Source organism: Kaistella jeonii (assembly GCF_000812865.1).
Taxonomy (GTDB): domain Bacteria; phylum Bacteroidota; class Bacteroidia; order Flavobacteriales; family Weeksellaceae; genus Kaistella; species Kaistella jeonii.
In genome coordinates, this window is the sequence record NZ_JSYL01000012.1 from 15,924 (window position 1) to 33,140 (window position 17,217).

Here is a 17,217-nt window from a genome sequence, read left to right on the forward strand (position 1 = left end):
GGACTCTTTGTTTTTAAAACACTTTATAGGTTTTTTTGTGCTTAAATCAAAGACTAAATTCTTATCGCTTTTTATATATTTGTAAAATCTTAAAATAAATCTCCACATTCAAATATTAATAATGTCAAAATATTTTTCTAAAGTATCTCTCCTCCTCCTTTTTTTATTATTGATCATTTCTGCATGTACGACACAGAAAAAACCGATAACGAAATCTACTGTTAAAAATACGCCTTCAATTCCAAAAAATCCAAAAGAAACACCAGTAAAAGAGGAAGCAATAAAACTCAATTTACCCGAAGTCAACCGTGAATTTCGTGCAGCCTGGATCGCAACTGTTGCGAATATAAACTGGCCTTCAAAAAATAATTTGACCTCACAGCAACAAAAAGACGAAGCGATTAGAATTTTAGATCTGCTGAAAGATGCTAATTTCAACGCGGTTATCTTTCAGGCAAGACCTTCTGCAGATGCGATGTATAAAAGCAATTTAGAACCGTGGTCTTATTTTTTGACGGGAGAAATTGGCAAAGCTCCTACTCCATATTATGATCCTTTAGAATTTTGGATCACAGAAGCACACAAAAGAGGAATGGAACTTCACGTTTGGCTCAATCCGTACCGAGCTCAACACACGACAGGCGGACCGATTACAAGCGAATCTATCGTGAAAAAAATGCCGGAGCAAATCATTAAGTTGAAAAACGGAATGTTTTGGATGGATCCATCCGACGAAAAAACGCAGGATCATGTTTCTGCAGTCATCAAAGATTTGGTGAAAAGATATGATATTGATGCGATTCATATTGATGATTATTTTTACCCCTACAAAGAATACAATGGAGGAAAGGATTTTCCTGATAGCAGAACCTGGAATATTTACCAGAAATCCGGCGGAAATTTATCGAAAGCAGATTGGCGACGGGGAAATGTAAATAAATTTATCAAAAGAATTCACGACGAAATTAAATCTGAAAAAAGCTACGTTCAGTTCGGAATCAGCCCATTTGGAATCTGGAAACCAGGTTTCCCAGAAGGAATCAAAGGTTCATCGCAATATGACGAATTGTATGCCGATGCCAAATTATGGTTAAATCAAGGTTGGCTGGATTATTTTTCGCCCCAACTTTATTGGAAAAACGACGGACCACAAAGTTTCACCTCATTATTAAAATGGTGGGAAAGTGAAAACACGCAAAAGCGCCATCTTTATCCGGGATTAAATACGGTTGGATTACGCGATGTTTCCGATCGTCCCGCAGAAATTGTACGCCAGATCAATTCTACGCGAAATATCCTTAAAAATGCAGCAGGAACCATTCATTATAGTGTTGATGGATTGTCAAAAAACTTAACAATGTACAATGCGGTGAAAAATTCTTACAAAACCAAAGCTTTGGTTCCTCAAACACCCTGGATCAAAACGACGTCTCTCGATAAGCCAGTTTTATCGATTGATAACGGCAGTAATTCAGCAAATGCGAAATGGAATGCGCGTGATAACCAAAATGTTTTCCAATGGATTCTATATATAAAATACGGCGATACCTGGGAAACCGAAATCCTGGAAAAGAATATTGTCTACAGAAGTTTACCTTTAAATAAAAATGGTAAAAAACTCAACACAATCGCGCTGAAATCTGTGGATCGCTTAGGAAATGAAAGTGATTATGATGCAAAGAGATTATGATTTTGTTGATTTAAATACAGGAAAAACAGAAAACTAAAAACGTTTTTGTACTTATAAAAGAATATCCTACATTTAATAAAAATAAAACTAAATGTTAAAAACAAGAGTGTATGCATTCTTAAATGAGAATTCATATTTTCAGAAATTCATTTATACTTTAATAATTTTAAATGTATTTTCCTTAATTATAGCATCTTACAAAGAAATTTATACTCCTTATGAAATCATTTTCGATGGATTCGAATTTTTCTCTGTAATTGTATTTTCAATCGAATATATATTGAGGTTTTGGACGGCCGATTTAGCATTTGAAAAAGGTTCATCATTTTCTAAAAGAATAAAATTCAGTTTTTCAACATTTGGTCTGATTGATTTATTTGCAATTTTACCTTTTTACCTGCCTTTCATTTTTCCTTTTGATTTGAGGGTTTTAAGAATTTTACGACTATTCAGGCTTTTAAGAATATTTAAATTAGGTCGCTTATCAAAGTCACTTCAAACAATCACCAGTGTTTTAAAAGAATCAAAATCGGAGTTATCAATAACGATTTTCGTTGCATTTATTTTGATGATTTTATCTTCAACATTAATGTTTTATGTGGAAAATGATGCGCAACCGGAAAAATTTGAAAATATTGGACAATCGCTTTGGTGGTCTGTAGCAACTTTGACTACCGTTGGCTATGGTGATATTTATCCGATTACCAATTTGGGTAAGATTTTAAGCTCAGTGATTGCATTGATCGGAATCGGTTTTGTTGCTTTGCCAACCGGAATAATAAGTTCTGCATTTATCAGCCGGATGCAGAGTGAAAAAGAAAAAGGAAAAGGTTGTAAATGCCCAAAATGTGGGACAGAATTTTAAAAAGAACTCTCCCTCTTTATTTTGACATTTCAAATTTCTGATTTTGAATTTCTTCCAATAGATTCCAAGATATTTTAACAAAAAAAATCCCAACTTTTCAGCTGGGATTTTCTATTTAATAAGTAAGATGTTAGAAACTTAAAACTCTTACATCAATTCTTCTGTTTTGTGCTTTGCACTCGTCGGTATCATTATTCACGCAAACCGGAAATTGTGAACCGTAACCTTCAGTTTCTACTCTGTCGGCAGCGATTCCCATCTCCAGTAATTTCAGTTTCGCAGTTTTTGCACGAAGACTTGAAAGTTTCAAGTTGGTATCATCATTTCCTGTATTATCAGTATAACCACCTAATTTTATTTTCATGTTCGGATAAGCATTCATAATCTCCGCTAAGTTGTTAAGCTGAGTTTCAGAACCTGGTTTCAATTCGCTGCTTCCACTTTGAAAAAATAAATTTTCGATCGTAAACCATTTATCATTAGTTAGAACTGATTGATCTTTTGATTTTATTCCATTGTATAAAGCAAATAATTTACTATTTTCACCTAAGGCAATAGTTTTATCAGCTAATTTCACTTGCTGAACATTTCCAGTGTTATATACGTAATCACCATCTGAGTTTAATGTTCCTGTTCCTTGAGTCGCAACAACTGGCGTTGTAGAATTGACTCCCACAACTGTTGCAGTCCCTGCAGAAATTCCTGCTAACCTGTTGAGAGATTCTAATTTTTCTCTTCTGTTTTCCTGAATTTTATCTTTATGTAAAACTGCCAAAGTTGGTGCAATCACCAAAGAAACGATTGACATTAATTTAATCAAAATATTCATCGATGGTCCAGAAGTATCTTTAAATGGATCTCCCACAGTATCTCCTGTTACGGATGCTTTGTGAGGTTCAGAACCTTTGTAATAAGTCTGTCCGTTGATTTCTACTCCTTGTTCAAATGATTTTTTTGCATTATCCCACGCTCCACCTGCATTGTTTTGGAACATTCCCATCAAAACTCCTGTTACAGTAGCTCCTGCTAAAAATCCTCCTAAAACTTCAGGACCGAAAATAAAGCCCATTAATAAAGGGGAAACAAGTGCGATTGCACCTGGAAGCATCATTTTTTTAATGGAAGCGTCTGTAGAGATTGCTACACATTTTTCATATTCAGGAGTTGCTGTTCCTTCCAAAATCCCTGGAATTTCACGGAACTGACGACGAACTTCTTCTACCATTGCCATTGCTGCAGTTCCTACCGCTTTAATTGCTAAAGAGGAGAAAATAAATGGAATCATTCCACCTACAAATAAACCAGCTAAAACATCTGCGCGGTAAATATCAATACCATCGATTCCTGCAATTCCCACGAAAGCTGCAAATAATGCAAGCGCTGTTAAAGCTGCAGAAGCAATTGCAAACCCTTTTCCTGTTGCAGCTGTTGTATTTCCAACCGCATCTAAAATATCAGTTTTTTCCCGAACTTCTTTTGGTAATTCGCTCATTTCAGCAATTCCACCTGCATTATCTGCAATCGGTCCGAATGCATCAATCGCTAATTGCATTGCTGTTGTAGCCATCATTCCGGCTGCAGCAATTGCTACCCCGTAAAGTCCCGCACAAAGAAATGATCCGTAAATACCTCCGGCTAAAACCAGAATCGGTAAAAACGTAGATTCCATACCAACAGAAAGCCCACCGATAATGTTGGTAGCGTGACCTGTAGAAGATTGTTTAACAATACTTTTAACCGGGCCTTTTCCCATTGCGGTATAATATTCAGTGATGATACTCATCAAAGTTCCTACAACCAAACCAACGATTATCGCTCCGAAAACTCCCATCTTGGTGAATTCGTGACCTCTTAAAGTCATGGTTTCGGGCATCAAATAATTTACAAGGAAATAAGAAGAAATTGCGGTCAAAACAATACTTCCCCAGTTTCCTAAGTTTAATGCATTTTGAACTGGTGTCGTATCTAATTCGGCAGTTTCTGCAATTTTGACAAATAAAGTTCCGATCATGGAATAAATAATTCCTGTACCGGCGATTAACATTGGTAAAAGAATCGGTGCAAATCCTCCGAAAAGATCTTGAGAAATCGTTTCGTTACCCAAGACCATGGTCGCTAAAACCGTCGCAACGTAAGAACCAAATAAATCGGCTCCCATTCCGGCAACATCTCCTACATTATCTCCTACGTTATCAGCGATCGTGGCTGGATTTCTAGGATCATCTTCCGGAATTCCGGCTTCTACTTTTCCAACTAAATCAGCTCCAACATCGGCAGCTTTAGTATAAATTCCACCACCTACTCTGGCGAAAAGAGCAATTGATTCTGCACCTAAAGAAAATCCGGTAAGGATTTCAATTGCTTTTTCCATCTCATGAGAATTGGCCATTGCATCTGGTGCAAAAATTTGTTTAATAACCAGGTATAATGAACCCAATCCTAAAACTGCTAAACCAGCAACACCCATTCCCATTACAGAACCTCCGGTGAAAGAAACTTTCAAGGCTTTTGCAAGAGAAGTTTTTGCAGCTTCTGCCGTTCTCACATTCGATTTTGTGGCGATTTTCATCCCAATAAAACCTGCCGAAGCAGAAAGAATAGCACCTAAGATAAACGAAATACCCAAACTCCAGTGGGAATTTGAACTTGAAGCGCCCATTAAACCAAGTAAAACGGCAACGATAATTACGAAATAACCCATCACTTTGTATTCCGCTTTCAAAAACGCCATCGCTCCATCAGAAATGTAGCCAGCAATTTCCTGCATTCGGGTGCTTCCTGCGTTTTGTTTGGTCACCCAAGAACTCTGAATAAAAGTGTAGATCAAGGCAATAATACCAAATATTGGTACTAAATAAAATAGATTCATAGTTTATAATTTAATGTTAATTTTTTGTTAAATAAAATGCAAGCCGAAAGTACAAATTTTATTTTAAAATGTGGCTCATTTTCTTCGTAAAAACAAAAAAGACAGAGTAGAAATTCTGTCTTTTTATAAATATTAATCGTTTTAATTAACCTCCAAATTTATTTGCATAATCTTGCTCTGAAGCCTGGATCACTTTTTTAGCGTGTTCTGCTCCATAAACCTCCTGTATTCTACATTTTGCAGGTTCATCCGGAAGATTTTTATAGGTTAAGAAATAATGCATCAGTCTTTTCACTTCAGCTTGTGGCAAATCTTCGATATCGCGGAAATGACCGAAAGCATGATCGCCTTTCATCACTGCAACGATTTTGTCATCAGCTTCGCCTTTATCGATCATTTTGAATCCACCAATTGGAATTGCTTCCAACAACATTCCACCTGAATGGATATTGTGAGAACTCAAAACACAAATATCCAGCGGATCTAAATCACCCGTTGTGACATCGGTTGCGCCACTTTCGATCGCAAGTTTTAAAACTTCGTCATGACAATATGTTCTTGGAATAAAACCATATAATGCCGGAATGATATTCGAGAATTGCTGCGGACGGTCAACCTTTAAGTAGCCACTCTCTTTATCCACTTCATATTTAATGGTATCGCTTGGAACGATCTCCACAAAAACATTCACAATATCTGGCGCCTCGCTCCCTACGGGAATTCCATGCCAAGGATGGGCTTTAAAATTTGGTATCATTATTATTTTTAATTTACTATTAAGTTTTCTTTTCTTAAATCTTCGATCGTCTGTGAAATAAAATCTGCGTCATTCATATAATTCATTAAAAAAACCGTTTTGAAATCATCCAAAGTCGAATTATCGTTTAGATTTTCATACGTTTTATGCAAAAGATGCAGGGTATTATTTTTACAGTTGACTACATTTTTCCATAAATTTTTGGTGAGATAAAGTTGTTGCGATGCGTTGTAGTCAAACTCTTCATTAATGGTTTTTTCAACCAAAAAGATAAATTCGTGCGGCGCTAAATTTCGGTCAAATTTGGTCACTAAATTTGAGGGTTTCAATCGCTCCAGAAACAAAGTTATTCTTTCGTAGGCATGAACTCGTTGCTCAGAATTTCCTTTTACCGTTAATAATTTGATCTCCTGATTTTTCAATTTAATGTAGCTGAAAACAAACTGTCGGATATAAATCAGAAAAGGTAAAGCAATCACTAAAGCAAATGCATACGGAAAATAAGGCCAATCAATCATATGGAATATTGAGGTTGCAAAATTACTAATAATTTGCTACTTTTTATAAAAGTTTTTCAACAAATCTTTTTTGGAATTTTCCAGCACTGGATATTCCTGCAAAACCGAGCCAAAACTTTTGAAGAAAACCTCAATTCCACGGATGCTTCCACCCATAAAGTTAAAAGATTTTTCGTGAATGTTTTCTTTCAGAATGCGGTCAATCAGGAAGGAAGCACCATTATCAGATTTATATTGATCATCATTGATTAATCCTAAAAGTGAAAATTGATTTTCATCATCAATAATAATTGCCATATTCGTAAGATCATTTTCTTTGTAGGAACCAAAAAGCCTTAATTTATTTTCACTTTCTAAGAAATTCATGTACGTGAAAAATTGATCCATATCTCCTTTTTTATCTAAACCTTTGAAATTATTTTTGATAAAATCTAAAAAATCAGCAGCTCTTAATTCTTTAAAATTCAAATATTGCGCGGTTTTTACAGTAGATTTTCTTCCTTTAAAATAGTTTTTTCTTAAAAGTTGATAGTCGGTCTTCTCAATAAAATAATTTTTTTTCTTTTTTAAATTTTGGGCGAGTAAATTTTTATCATTAAAAAAATAAGAAAATACTTTGAAGTTTTTCTGCAAAAAGTTTAAAAACTGAAGTTCGATTTCGTCGTTACTTTTTAGTCCAAAAACCCCAAGTTGCTGACAAAAAAGCGGCATGATCACAATTCGGAAACCCAATTTTTTCTTGATCGGAATCGGCATTACAAATTCATAATCTCCATAAACAAGAAGTTCCCAAGACTCGCAAAGCACATCGAGTACCTCCTTTTTTGCGTACTGATTTTTTTGTAAAGACTGATCTAAACACTTGCTATACCGAGAAAAATCGACTTCTTTATATTTCAGTTTTTTGATCATAATAAATTTTCGTCGGCAAAACTTAAATAAGAATTTTGGGTAATAATTAAATGATCGAGCAGTTGAATATTCAAAATTTTTCCGCCTTCACTTATTTGTTTGGTTATTTTCAAATCTTCCTGACTTGGTTTTAAATTTCCTGAGGGATGATTATGAGCGATGACAATTCCCGTTGCAAAATTTTCAAGGGCAGCTTTGAATAAGATTCTTACATCAACCACAGACTGGTTGATTCCGCCTGATGAAAGTTTTGATTTTCCTAAAATTCGATTGCTTTGATTCATGAAAACAACCCAAAACTCTTCAGTTTGTAAATCTCCCAAAAACGGCTGCAAAACTTTAAAAAGATCTGAACTCGAATTGATCTGAATTTTTTCGGGAACTTCCTGCGAGGCTCTTCTTCTGCCGATTTCCAATGCTGTTGCTATTGAAATTGATTTGGCTTCTCCAATGCCTTTAAATTTTATAAGATCTGAAATTTGCAGGAGTGATAAATTATGCCAGTTATTTCCGACGGAATCGAGAATTTTTCTTCCTAATTCTACGGCCGAATCTTCGCGGTTTCCGCTGCCCATAATAATCGCTAACAACTCTGCATCAGAAAGCGAATTTTTACCTTTCAGTAAAAATTTTTCTCTGGGGCGATCGTCTTCTGCGAGGAATTTTATAGACATTTATTTGATGAGTAATAAGTGAATAATAATTAATATAACTCTCTTGTAATTAATAAAATGCGTAGAGAATTAAAGGTTTTTTGGAGTTATCAATATATTTTTCTGCTGTTCGAAAAAATTCTTTCGAAATCATGGGACAACCTAAACTCAAACAGGCAGGTTCAGAGCTTTCTTCATTTTTAATACAGGGAAATGAATGCATAACAATTGCACGTTTCACAGCATTACTATTGGTTCTGTCAAGTCCTTTTAAACGATAAGATTTTCCAAAAGTTCCAAGATAGGAATTTCCAATTTCATATTTCCCCACGGAACTTTGATAAGAATTTTCAATATTACTGAAACGCAACGAATTGGAATTTTTGATAACTGAACCTGAACCGTGCGAAACAATCGCTTTTTCCACTATTCTTTCCTTTTTCAAATCATAAATAAAAAATCTGAATTTGCTGGAAGGAATTTTAAAATCTATAAAAATCGCGAGGTCTTGATTATAATTTTTTCCTTTGATGAAATTTTTAACTTCTGAAATTTTTGCACTGGAAATTGATTGTGCTGAGATGCCACAAAAAAGTAAAAAACTAATTACAAGTAAAATCTTTTTCAAATCCTGATATTATATTTTTAATAAATAATTTGACCGTCTTTCATTACCAATTTACGGTCGGTTGTATCTGCAAGATGAATGTTGTGCGTCACGATCACAAATGTTTGATTGTATTTAGATCGTAAATCAAAAAATAGTTGGTGCAGATCGTCGGCATTTTTTGAGTCTAAATTTCCTGTTGGTTCATCGGCAAAAATAATTTTCGGAGAATTGATAAGCGCTCTTGCAACTGCAGCTCTCTGCGCTTCTCCTCCCGACATTTCGCTCGGTTTATGATGAAGTCGATGTGCAATATTAAGATCTTCAAAAAGGGAATAGGCTTTTTCTAAAGATTCTTTTTCGTTCTTACCCGAAATTCTGGTAGGTAACAAAACATTTTCTAATGCTGTGAATTCTGGTAAAAGCTGATGAAACTGAAAGACAAATCCAATATTTTCATTGCGGAATTTCGAGAGTTGGCGGTCATTCATATTGATAAAAGACTGTCCTGCTAAAGTAATTTCTGTGTCAAAATTTTTCGGATTTGTAGGCGTATCCAAAGTACCGAGAATCTGCAGAAGTGTTGATTTTCCGGCACCTGATTCACCGACAATCGAAATCACTTCGCCTTCTTTGATATGGATGTCTACGCCTTTCAAAACTTCTAAATCTCCGTACGATTTATGAATATTACTTGCTTTTATCATGGTTTCAAAATTAGTGAAAATGATTGTAATCTGCGATTTATTTAATGCCTTTTTGCGCAAGGGCGAAGTGCATTGTTGGAGCTCGTTTATAAATTAGGCGGCGGCTTTGCCGTCGCCTAATTTATAAACAGCGACTGCACGCAGACCGACCCGAGAAATGGCAGAAGCTTTGGCGAGGGTTGCGCCCAAATAAAAAATCCTTCCAACATTAATTGAAAGGATTCATATAAAGTACTGTTAAAATTTAGAGCAGCAACGTTAACGGCTGTTCCAAATAAGTTCTTAAAGTCTGTAAAAATTGTGCTCCAGTTGCACCATCAACAACGCGATGATCGCATGCAAGAGAAAGTTTCATCGTATTCCCGACAACAATTTGTCCGTCTTTTACGATTGGTTTTTCGATGATCGCACCAACGGATAAAATCGCTGAATTCGGCTGGTTGATGATTGAAGTAAAGGTTTCGATCCCGAACATTCCTAAATTAGAAATGGAGAATGTAGAACCTTCCATTTCGTTGGCTTTCAAACCTTTCGATTTCGCTCTTCCTGCTAAATCTTTTACGCTTTCAGAAATCTGGTTATAATTCATTTGATCTGCATTTTTCAACACAGGAACAACCAAACCGTCTGGAATTGCTACTGCAACGCCAACATTGATATTTCCGTGGTGAATAATTTTATCAGCTTGCCAACTTGAATTTACCTGCGGATGTTTTCTTAAAGCCATCGCAGTCGCTTTAATGATCATATCGTTAAAAGAAATTTTGGTATCTGGTAAGGAATTGATTTCTTTTCGAGCTACAATCGCTTTATCCATGTTGATCTCAACAATCAGATAATAATGAGGGGCTGTAAATTTACTTTCAGAAAGTCTTTTCGCGATAATATTTCTAACCTGAGAATTTGGGGTCTCAGAATCCTGTCCCTGAACGAAATTCATTGTTGTCTGAGCCGGCGCTGCGGAAACCGTATCACTTGGCTTGTTATCACTCGCAGCAACTTCTTTCGTACTTGGCGTGAATCCTTCGATATCTTTTCTTACAATTCGTCCGTTTTCCCCAGTTCCTTTTAAAGAATGAACATCGATTCCTTTGTCTTCTGCCATTTTCTTGGCTAAAGGAGAAATCGCAACTCTTTCAGAATTGCTTGCAGAAACTTGTTTGGTATTTTCAGTTTGTTCAGATTTCGGAGTTTCTGTTATTTCTGTTTTCTCAGGAGATTTGTGTTCAGAAACTGCAGCTTTCGGCGCAGCATCTTTTTTTCCACCGCCAGAAACGACAGCAGAGACATCAGTTCCTTCCGGTCCAATGATTGCTAAAACAGAATCAACCGGATTTGCTCCACCTTCCTCTGTTCCAACATATAATAAAGTTCCGTTAAATTCTGATTCGAAATCCTGAACAGCTTTATCGGTTTCAATTTCAGCCAGGATATCTCCTTCTTTAACTGCATCACCAACTTTTTTGTGCCATTTCGCCACTTTTCCTTCCGTCATGGTATCTGAAAGTCGGGGCATGGTAATCACTTCAACTCCAGCAGGAATTTCTGCAGAACCTTTGCTTTCATCAGATTTAGAAGTTTGCTCAGTAGAAACTTTTTCCTCCGTTTTATTTTCTTCTGTTGATTTTTGGTCCGCAGTATCTGACTTTTTATCTTCAGAACTACCACCTTTTAAAGCAGAAATATCTTCACCTTCCGCACCAATAATGGCTAAAACTGAATCTACGGGAGATGATCCACCTTCTTCAGTCCCAATATATAAAAGCGTTCCATTGATTTCCGATTCGAAATCCTGAACGGCTTTGTCTGTTTCAATTTCGGCTAAGATATCGCCTTCTTTTACGGTGTCGCCTACTTTCTTGTGCCATTTCGCCACTTTTCCGTCTGTCATCGTATCAGAAAGTCGGGGCATGGTTATTACTTCTGCCATAATTTTTATTTTTTAATTATTCCTTACCCTAAATCCCTCTCTAACAGACAGTGATTTTTTGAGCAGGTAATTTTTAGTTATTCTCTAATTTATTTAAAAACGGATAATCTTCCTGGGCGTAAACATATTCGTACAATTTATCCTGCGTTGGATATGGAGATTGCTCCATAAATTCTACACATTCGTCAACAAATTCTCTGGATTTTTCATCAGTAGCAGCTAATTCTTCTTCAGTCGCCCATTTATTTTCTAAAATTCTATGTTTTACGATTTCGATCGGATCATCTTTTTTGCGTTCTGCAACTTCATCTTTGGTTCGGTAAGCTTCTGCATCAGACATTGAGTGTCCTCTGTAACGATAAGTTCGCGCTTCAATAAATGTTGGTCCGTCTCCTCTTCTTGCTCTTTCGATCGCTTCATAAGCTGCTTCTGCAACTTTTACAGGATCCATAGCATCTACAGGAAGACAAGGCATTTCATAACCTAAACCTAATTTGTAAATATCTTCGTGATTCGCAGTTCTTCCAACGGAAGTCCCCATCGCATACCCATTATTTTCAACTACAAAAACGACTGGTAATCTCCAGTTCATTGCCATGTTGAACGTTTCGTGAAGTGAACCTTGGCGTGCTGCTCCATCTCCGAAGAAACAAATATTTACACCGCCAGTTTCAAAATATTTATCAGCAAAAGCGATTCCTGCTCCCAAAGGAATTTGACCGCCTACAATTCCGTGACCGCCATAAAATCTTTTTTCTTTGCTGAAAATGTGCATAGAACCACCCATTCCACCAGAAGTTCCAGTAGCTTTACCGCATAATTCTGCCATAATTCTTTTCGGATCCACTCCCATTGCCATTGCGTGAACGTGGCATCTATAAGCGGTGATCATGCTGTCTTTGGATAAATCCATGGCATGAGCAAAACCTGCAGGAATTGCTTCCTGACCATTATATAAGTGTAAAAATCCTCTGATTTTCTGTTTTAAATAAAGAGATCGGCATTTGTCTTCAAACCTTCTCCACATTGTCATTTCTTCATACCATTTAAGGTAAACTTCTTTCGAAAATTCTTTCATGAGTTAGCTGTTGCTTTTTTAGATACACAGAACCGTTCGGTTTTATGTCTGTTGGAAATATTCAGCAAAAATAATAAAAATCTTTGTCTTTATTGGTAGCATATCAAAACAAAGTTGAGTTTCTAACCAATAAAAAATATTACTTTTGAAAGCACAATCTTATTTATGATGAAAACCCGCGATTCGTTTATTATTACCATTTCAAAAATCATCTCTAATTTTTTCAATCCACTGACTTCGCTTTTTATATTTTTTATTTATCGCAATTTACAATTACATACTTTCAAAGAAACTATTTATCTATTTTTACCCCTATTTCTCTTTACCGCTGTTCCTATTTATTTATGGATCATATGGAATGTAAAAAAGGGAAAATACACGAATATGGACGTTTCTAACCGTAAACAAAGGAAAAGTCTTTACTTTGTGATCGCTGGTATTTTACTAGCTTACCTTTTATATGATTATTTGGTCAATCAAAATACAGACCTGATCATTTTATTTATTCTTCTTTTGCTTTTCGCAATGCAGGTCAGTAACTATTTTATTAAAAGTTCAATGCACACTTCATTCAATATTTTTGTAGCGGCTTTGTTTTTTGCGGTAAATCCGATGATGGGATTGATCTGGTTCGGAATTGCAATTACAGTTGGGGTTACCCGAATTATTCTAAAAATGCATACGACTAAAGAAGTGTTTGCAGGAGCAGCGGTCGCGATTTTAGTTTCTTTTATTTACCTTTATGCCAATATCCAAATTCAGTCTTAAACTTATGAAAATAAATCATCTTACACCTTCCGAAGAAATCTTAATGAGTATTTTGTGGAAACTCGATTCTGCTTATATGAAAGATGTCATCGAGCATTATCCTGAACCAAAACCGCATCAAAATACAATTTCTACTTTCATGAAAATTTTAGTGGAAAAAGAATTTTTGACCACCGAAAAAGAAGGCCGAATTTTCAAATACACCGTTGCAGTTCCGTTTGATGTCTACCGAAAGTTTCTACTGAAGAATTTTTTGAAAAGTTATTTTGATGATTCTGCGAGTGAATTGATGAAAACTTTGCTGGATGAAAACTTGCTCCAATTTTCAGATCTCCACCAGTTTTTTGAGATAAAAACCATTGGCAATCCGATCGTGGACCACAGAGAAAAAGACGAATCTATAAGCGATTTTATTGAAGAAATTACCTCCAAAAAGAAATCAAAAAAGAAAAGTAAAAAAAAGAAGGATAAGAAGAATAAATAGAAAATTATTACATCAACTTTCATTTGTATTACAGTTAATCAAATCATTTAAATTAAGCAGAATGCGAGAAAAATTCAGAGAGATTTTTGGTAAGACAGATGATATTTTTCGCGAATATCCCATGGTTTTACTCATGGCATTTTTAGCTGCGGTATCTTTTATGGCGACTGCGCGAGGAAATTTTAACCTAAATCATAATGATTTTGTTTTCGTTAAATTTGGTTTAGTTTCCTGTTTGGGAATTTCTTTAATGTTTGGTTTAAAAATACTTTCACAACGCATTGGAAAAGGTATTTTATTTGAAATATTAGGTGTTATTTTTTTAATTTTATTTTACTATTTACTTCCAGAGACAGAAAAATATTTTACAGAACCCTATGCGTTTCTGCTTATTCCCACTTTCATTTTATCGCATTTACTCGTCTCATTCATAGCCTTTTTTGGAGAAAAAAAAGAACTCAATTTCTGGCAATACAATAAAAACCTTTTCATCAATATCTTCTTAACTTCAGTATTTACTGGAGTTTTAATTGGCGGCGTTGAACTGGCAATTTTGGCAGTTGACAAGCTCTTTGATTTTAATTTTAATAGTCATTATTATCTCCAAACCTTTTATTTTCTTGCAATTTTTGGCAGTTGTTTTATCTTTCTACTCTTTAATGAAAAGGGGTTGCAAGATTTAGAAAAAGATGGAAACTATCCTTTAATTCTAAAATTTTTTACGCAGTATATTCTGATTCCTCTCCTTCTTATTTACGTAGTTATTCTTTATTTCGATGGCGCAAAAATTTTGATCAATTGGGAACTTCCGCGCGGATGGGTTTCTTACTTGGTTTTAGCTTATTCTATTGTAGGGATTTTAGGTTTGTTGCTGGTTCATCCATTAAAGCAAGAGGCTGCAAAATCCTGGGTGAAAATATTTTCTAAAATATTTTATTATACGATGATTCCTTTGATCGTCTTACTTTTCATTGCAATTTTTACCAGAATTCTACAATACGGCTATACAGAACCGAGGTATTTCGTTCTGTTACTAGCACTTTGGCTCACTGCAGTTGTTTTGTATTTTGTATTTACAAGAAGAAATACCATCAAATTTATTCCAATGAGTTTATTTGCTTTTGGTTTATTTGCTTTGATTTTCCCTTATCTCAATACATTTTCTGTAGCAAAGAGAAGTCAAAAAACTGAATTACAAAAGATCTTGGTTGAAAATAAACTATTGGAAAACGGAAAGATCAATTTTGCTAAGAAAGTTTCCGATACTATTGCAGATGAAATATCCGATAAGTTTAAATTTTTGGCAGAAAGGAAAGCAGGAGATTTTTTGTTCAAATATTTAAAAGCAAATGATCAAAAAATATTTGCTAAAAATATAGAGAAAGCTGATTTTTACAAGATAGAAAATGATATCAGAAATCGCTTTTCAAACATTGAAAATACAAACAGAAAAACAGGAGAAATTCGTTTGGAATTGGTCTCTCTAGCGAAATTTGAAAGTATTGAAAACTTTGATTATATGATCAATGTTCCTTATTCAGAAGAAAATAAATTCATTTTAAACGGCGATAAATTCCAGATCAATAATCAACAATACAAAGAGAAATTGTTGACCATCAAAATAAGTGATAAAGAATGGAATCTTACCCCATTTATCCTTCAGACTTTGAAAAAATACGAAGGTCAAAAAGGAAATATCGAAGTCACTGAAATTACTGCAGAAAAAGATTTAGGAAATTATCGTTTAAAAATAGTGTTCGCCAATTTGGTCAACGAAAAGATGGATAATGTGAAAATGTTAAACAACGGAATTTATTACAGTCCACCAATTTTATTAGTAAAAAAGAAATAAAAAAAAGCGACTTTAAAAAAAGTCGCTTAAATTATTTAGGTAAGTTTCTACCAGTTAGATCCACCTCCACTTCGGCTTCCACCTCCGTATCCGCTTCCACCACCGCTTCCGCCACGACTTCCACCGCCGTAACCACCACCTCCGCCTCCGCTTCGGTTGTTGTCAAAACTTCTTCTTGGTTTGTCTTCTCTTGGTTTAGCTTCAGAAATGTTAAGTTCTTTACCATCCAATTCTTTTCCGTTTAGAGCTTCGATAGCATTCTTGCCATCTTCGTCGCTCATTTCTACAAAACCGAAACCTCTGGATCTCCCAGTTTCTCTGTCTGTAATAATTTTGGCAGACGATACGTCACCAAATTCTGAAAATAAATCTTGCAACGATTGTTCTTGAGTTGCATAGTTAATGTTTGAAACAAAAATGTTCATCATAAAAAAAATTAAAAAATTAATACTTGATTGTAAATTATAAATGAAACTCAACAATGGATGAACATCAATTGACTTCGCATATAAAAACAGGTGCAAGATACAATATAAAATTAATAATAACAATATTTTATTTAAAGTTTAATCAACTATTTTTCCTTCTTTCGCTTCTAAAAGTTTGAACCAATCTTCCCGCTCCAAATTAACGCTTAAACTATTTTTAAATTTAATAATATTCTCTGCGCGCGAAGTCCCGATAACAGGAAATATTTTGGCTGGATGTTTCAAAATAAAGGCCAGTAAAATTTGATTTTCTTCTGCATTATATTTTTCGCAAAGAGTCCCAAGAATTTTTTTTATTCTTGAATTTTCTGCAGAATCTTCCGAAAAATAATTTCCCATGACAGAATAAGCCATTGGTTTTAGTTTTTTGAGCATCATTTGATCCAGCGTTCCATCGTAAAAAGCTTTAGTTTGATTCAAAGATATTTCTACCTGATTGGTGATTATTGGAAAAGCATTATTAATCAAATCAAATTGGGACGGCGAAAAATTTGAAACTCCGAAATGACGGACTTTATGCTGCTCTCTTAATATATTGAAAGTTTCAGCGATTTCATCTGGATTCATTAATGGTGATGGACGATGAAGCAGGAGCAGATCAAGATAATCAGTCTTTAAATTTTCTAAACTTTGGTCAACCGATCTTAAAATATGTTCCTTCGAATAATTGTAAGATTTAAGGGTGAAATTTCTATTTTCGCAGGGCATTTCGATTGCACATTTAGAAATAAACTGCACTTCTTCCCTCTTCACATTCATTTCCGAAAATGAATCACCAAATAATTTTTCCGTCGTGTGATTTCCATAAATATCTGCATGATCAAAGGTGGAAAGCTTTTGTTCCACAGAAGTTTCAATTAATTTTTGTACTTCTTTTTTGGAATGATTAGCGCCCCAAATTCCCCATCGCATGGTTCCTATAATGATTGGTGAAAAATTCATAATGATATTTTTTTCAAAATTAAAAAATAACCTCTCAAGTTTTAACATTTGAAACTTATATTTTCAGCATAATATTTTTAACTTTGAGAAAAATTTT

General features: G+C 34.9%; 16 protein-coding genes. 5 read left to right on the forward strand and 11 right to left on the reverse strand.

The annotated features are described in order from the left end of the window. Positions 1-121 precede the first annotated feature (121 nt). Together OA86_RS13025 and OA86_RS13030 are read left to right on the forward strand one after the other, a co-directional pair. Complete coding sequence (locus tag OA86_RS13025; protein WP_039354130.1) at positions 122-1,690, forward strand: glycoside hydrolase family 10-like protein; 1,569 nt, start codon at positions 122-124, stop codon at positions 1,688-1,690. Positions 1,691-1,781: 91 nt separating this feature from the next. Then, positions 1,782-2,555 carry an ion transporter gene (locus tag OA86_RS13030; protein WP_039354134.1) on the forward strand — a complete coding sequence of 258 codons (774 nt, stop codon included), beginning with the start codon at positions 1,782-1,784 and terminating at the stop codon, positions 2,553-2,555. Positions 2,556-2,685: 130 nt separating this feature from the next. On the opposite strand, the gene OA86_RS13035 is transcribed toward OA86_RS13030, so the two are convergent. The 9 genes from OA86_RS13035 to pdhA form a co-directional block, all read right to left on the reverse strand. Further along, a complete protein-coding gene (locus OA86_RS13035) occupies positions 2,686-5,424 on the reverse strand; it encodes a sodium-translocating pyrophosphatase (RefSeq protein ID WP_039354137.1) in 2,739 nt (912 codons plus the stop codon). A 145-nt stretch (positions 5,425-5,569) separates the two neighbouring features. Further along, on the reverse strand, positions 5,570-6,181 hold the full coding sequence (locus OA86_RS13040; protein ID WP_039354139.1) for an inorganic pyrophosphatase: 612 nt from the start codon (positions 6,179-6,181) through the stop codon (positions 5,570-5,572). An 8-nt stretch (positions 6,182-6,189) separates the two neighbouring features. Then, positions 6,190-6,699: a DUF7935 family protein gene (locus OA86_RS13045; protein WP_039354140.1), complete on the reverse strand. Its 510-nt coding sequence runs from the start codon at positions 6,697-6,699 to the stop codon at positions 6,190-6,192. A gap of 36 nt (positions 6,700-6,735) precedes the next feature. Then, positions 6,736-7,611 (reverse strand): hypothetical protein, encoded by an 876-nt coding sequence (locus OA86_RS15415; protein WP_052257522.1) that lies wholly within the window; start codon positions 7,609-7,611, stop codon positions 6,736-6,738. Then, positions 7,608-8,285 (reverse strand): RadC family protein, encoded by a 678-nt coding sequence (gene radC, locus OA86_RS13055; RefSeq protein ID WP_039354143.1) that lies wholly within the window; start codon positions 8,283-8,285, stop codon positions 7,608-7,610. Before radC ends, OA86_RS15415 begins: the two co-directional genes overlap by 4 nt. A gap of 49 nt (positions 8,286-8,334) precedes the next feature. Continuing rightward, positions 8,335-8,892 carry a murein L,D-transpeptidase catalytic domain-containing protein gene (locus tag OA86_RS13060; protein WP_039354146.1) on the reverse strand — a complete coding sequence of 186 codons (558 nt, stop codon included), beginning with the start codon at positions 8,890-8,892 and terminating at the stop codon, positions 8,335-8,337. Positions 8,893-8,909: 17 nt separating this feature from the next. Then, positions 8,910-9,578 carry an ABC transporter ATP-binding protein gene (locus OA86_RS13065; protein WP_039354245.1) on the reverse strand — a complete coding sequence of 223 codons (669 nt, stop codon included), beginning with the start codon at positions 9,576-9,578 and terminating at the stop codon, positions 8,910-8,912. Positions 9,579-9,822: 244 nt separating this feature from the next. Further along, positions 9,823-11,508, reverse strand: coding sequence for a dihydrolipoamide acetyltransferase family protein (locus tag OA86_RS13070; RefSeq protein ID WP_039354148.1), 1,686 nt, complete (start codon positions 11,506-11,508; stop codon positions 9,823-9,825). A gap of 73 nt (positions 11,509-11,581) precedes the next feature. Next, entirely contained in the window at positions 11,582-12,586 is a 1,005-nt protein-coding gene (gene pdhA, locus OA86_RS13075) for a pyruvate dehydrogenase (acetyl-transferring) E1 component subunit alpha (protein WP_039354151.1), read from the reverse strand. Positions 12,587-12,751: 165 nt separating this feature from the next. Between pdhA and OA86_RS13080 the strand changes: the two genes are divergently transcribed. The 3 genes from OA86_RS13080 to OA86_RS13090 all read left to right on the forward strand — a co-directional run bounded on the left by OA86_RS13080 (position 12,752) and on the right by OA86_RS13090 (position 15,690). After that, positions 12,752-13,354 (forward strand): phosphatase PAP2 family protein, encoded by a 603-nt coding sequence (locus tag OA86_RS13080; protein ID WP_039354154.1) that lies wholly within the window; start codon positions 12,752-12,754, stop codon positions 13,352-13,354. Between the two features lie 4 nt (positions 13,355-13,358). Further along, on the forward strand, positions 13,359-13,838 hold the full coding sequence (locus OA86_RS13085; RefSeq protein ID WP_039354248.1) for a BlaI/MecI/CopY family transcriptional regulator: 480 nt from the start codon (positions 13,359-13,361) through the stop codon (positions 13,836-13,838). A gap of 61 nt (positions 13,839-13,899) precedes the next feature. Continuing rightward, entirely contained in the window at positions 13,900-15,690 is a 1,791-nt protein-coding gene (locus tag OA86_RS13090; RefSeq protein WP_052257523.1) for a DUF4153 domain-containing protein, read from the forward strand. A gap of 47 nt (positions 15,691-15,737) precedes the next feature. Here OA86_RS13090 and rbp read toward each other — a convergent pair whose 3' ends face one another. Together rbp and OA86_RS13100 are read right to left on the reverse strand one after the other, a co-directional pair. After that, a complete protein-coding gene (rbp, locus tag OA86_RS13095; RefSeq protein WP_230379899.1) occupies positions 15,738-16,118 on the reverse strand; it encodes an RNA-binding regulator in 381 nt (126 codons plus the stop codon). 138 nt (positions 16,119-16,256) lie between these two features. Then, the gene (locus OA86_RS13100) at positions 16,257-17,120 is read right to left on the reverse strand and encodes an aldo/keto reductase (RefSeq protein WP_039354156.1); all 864 of its coding nucleotides are present in this window, start codon (positions 17,118-17,120) and stop codon (positions 16,257-16,259) included. Positions 17,121-17,217: the final 97 nt, after the last annotated feature.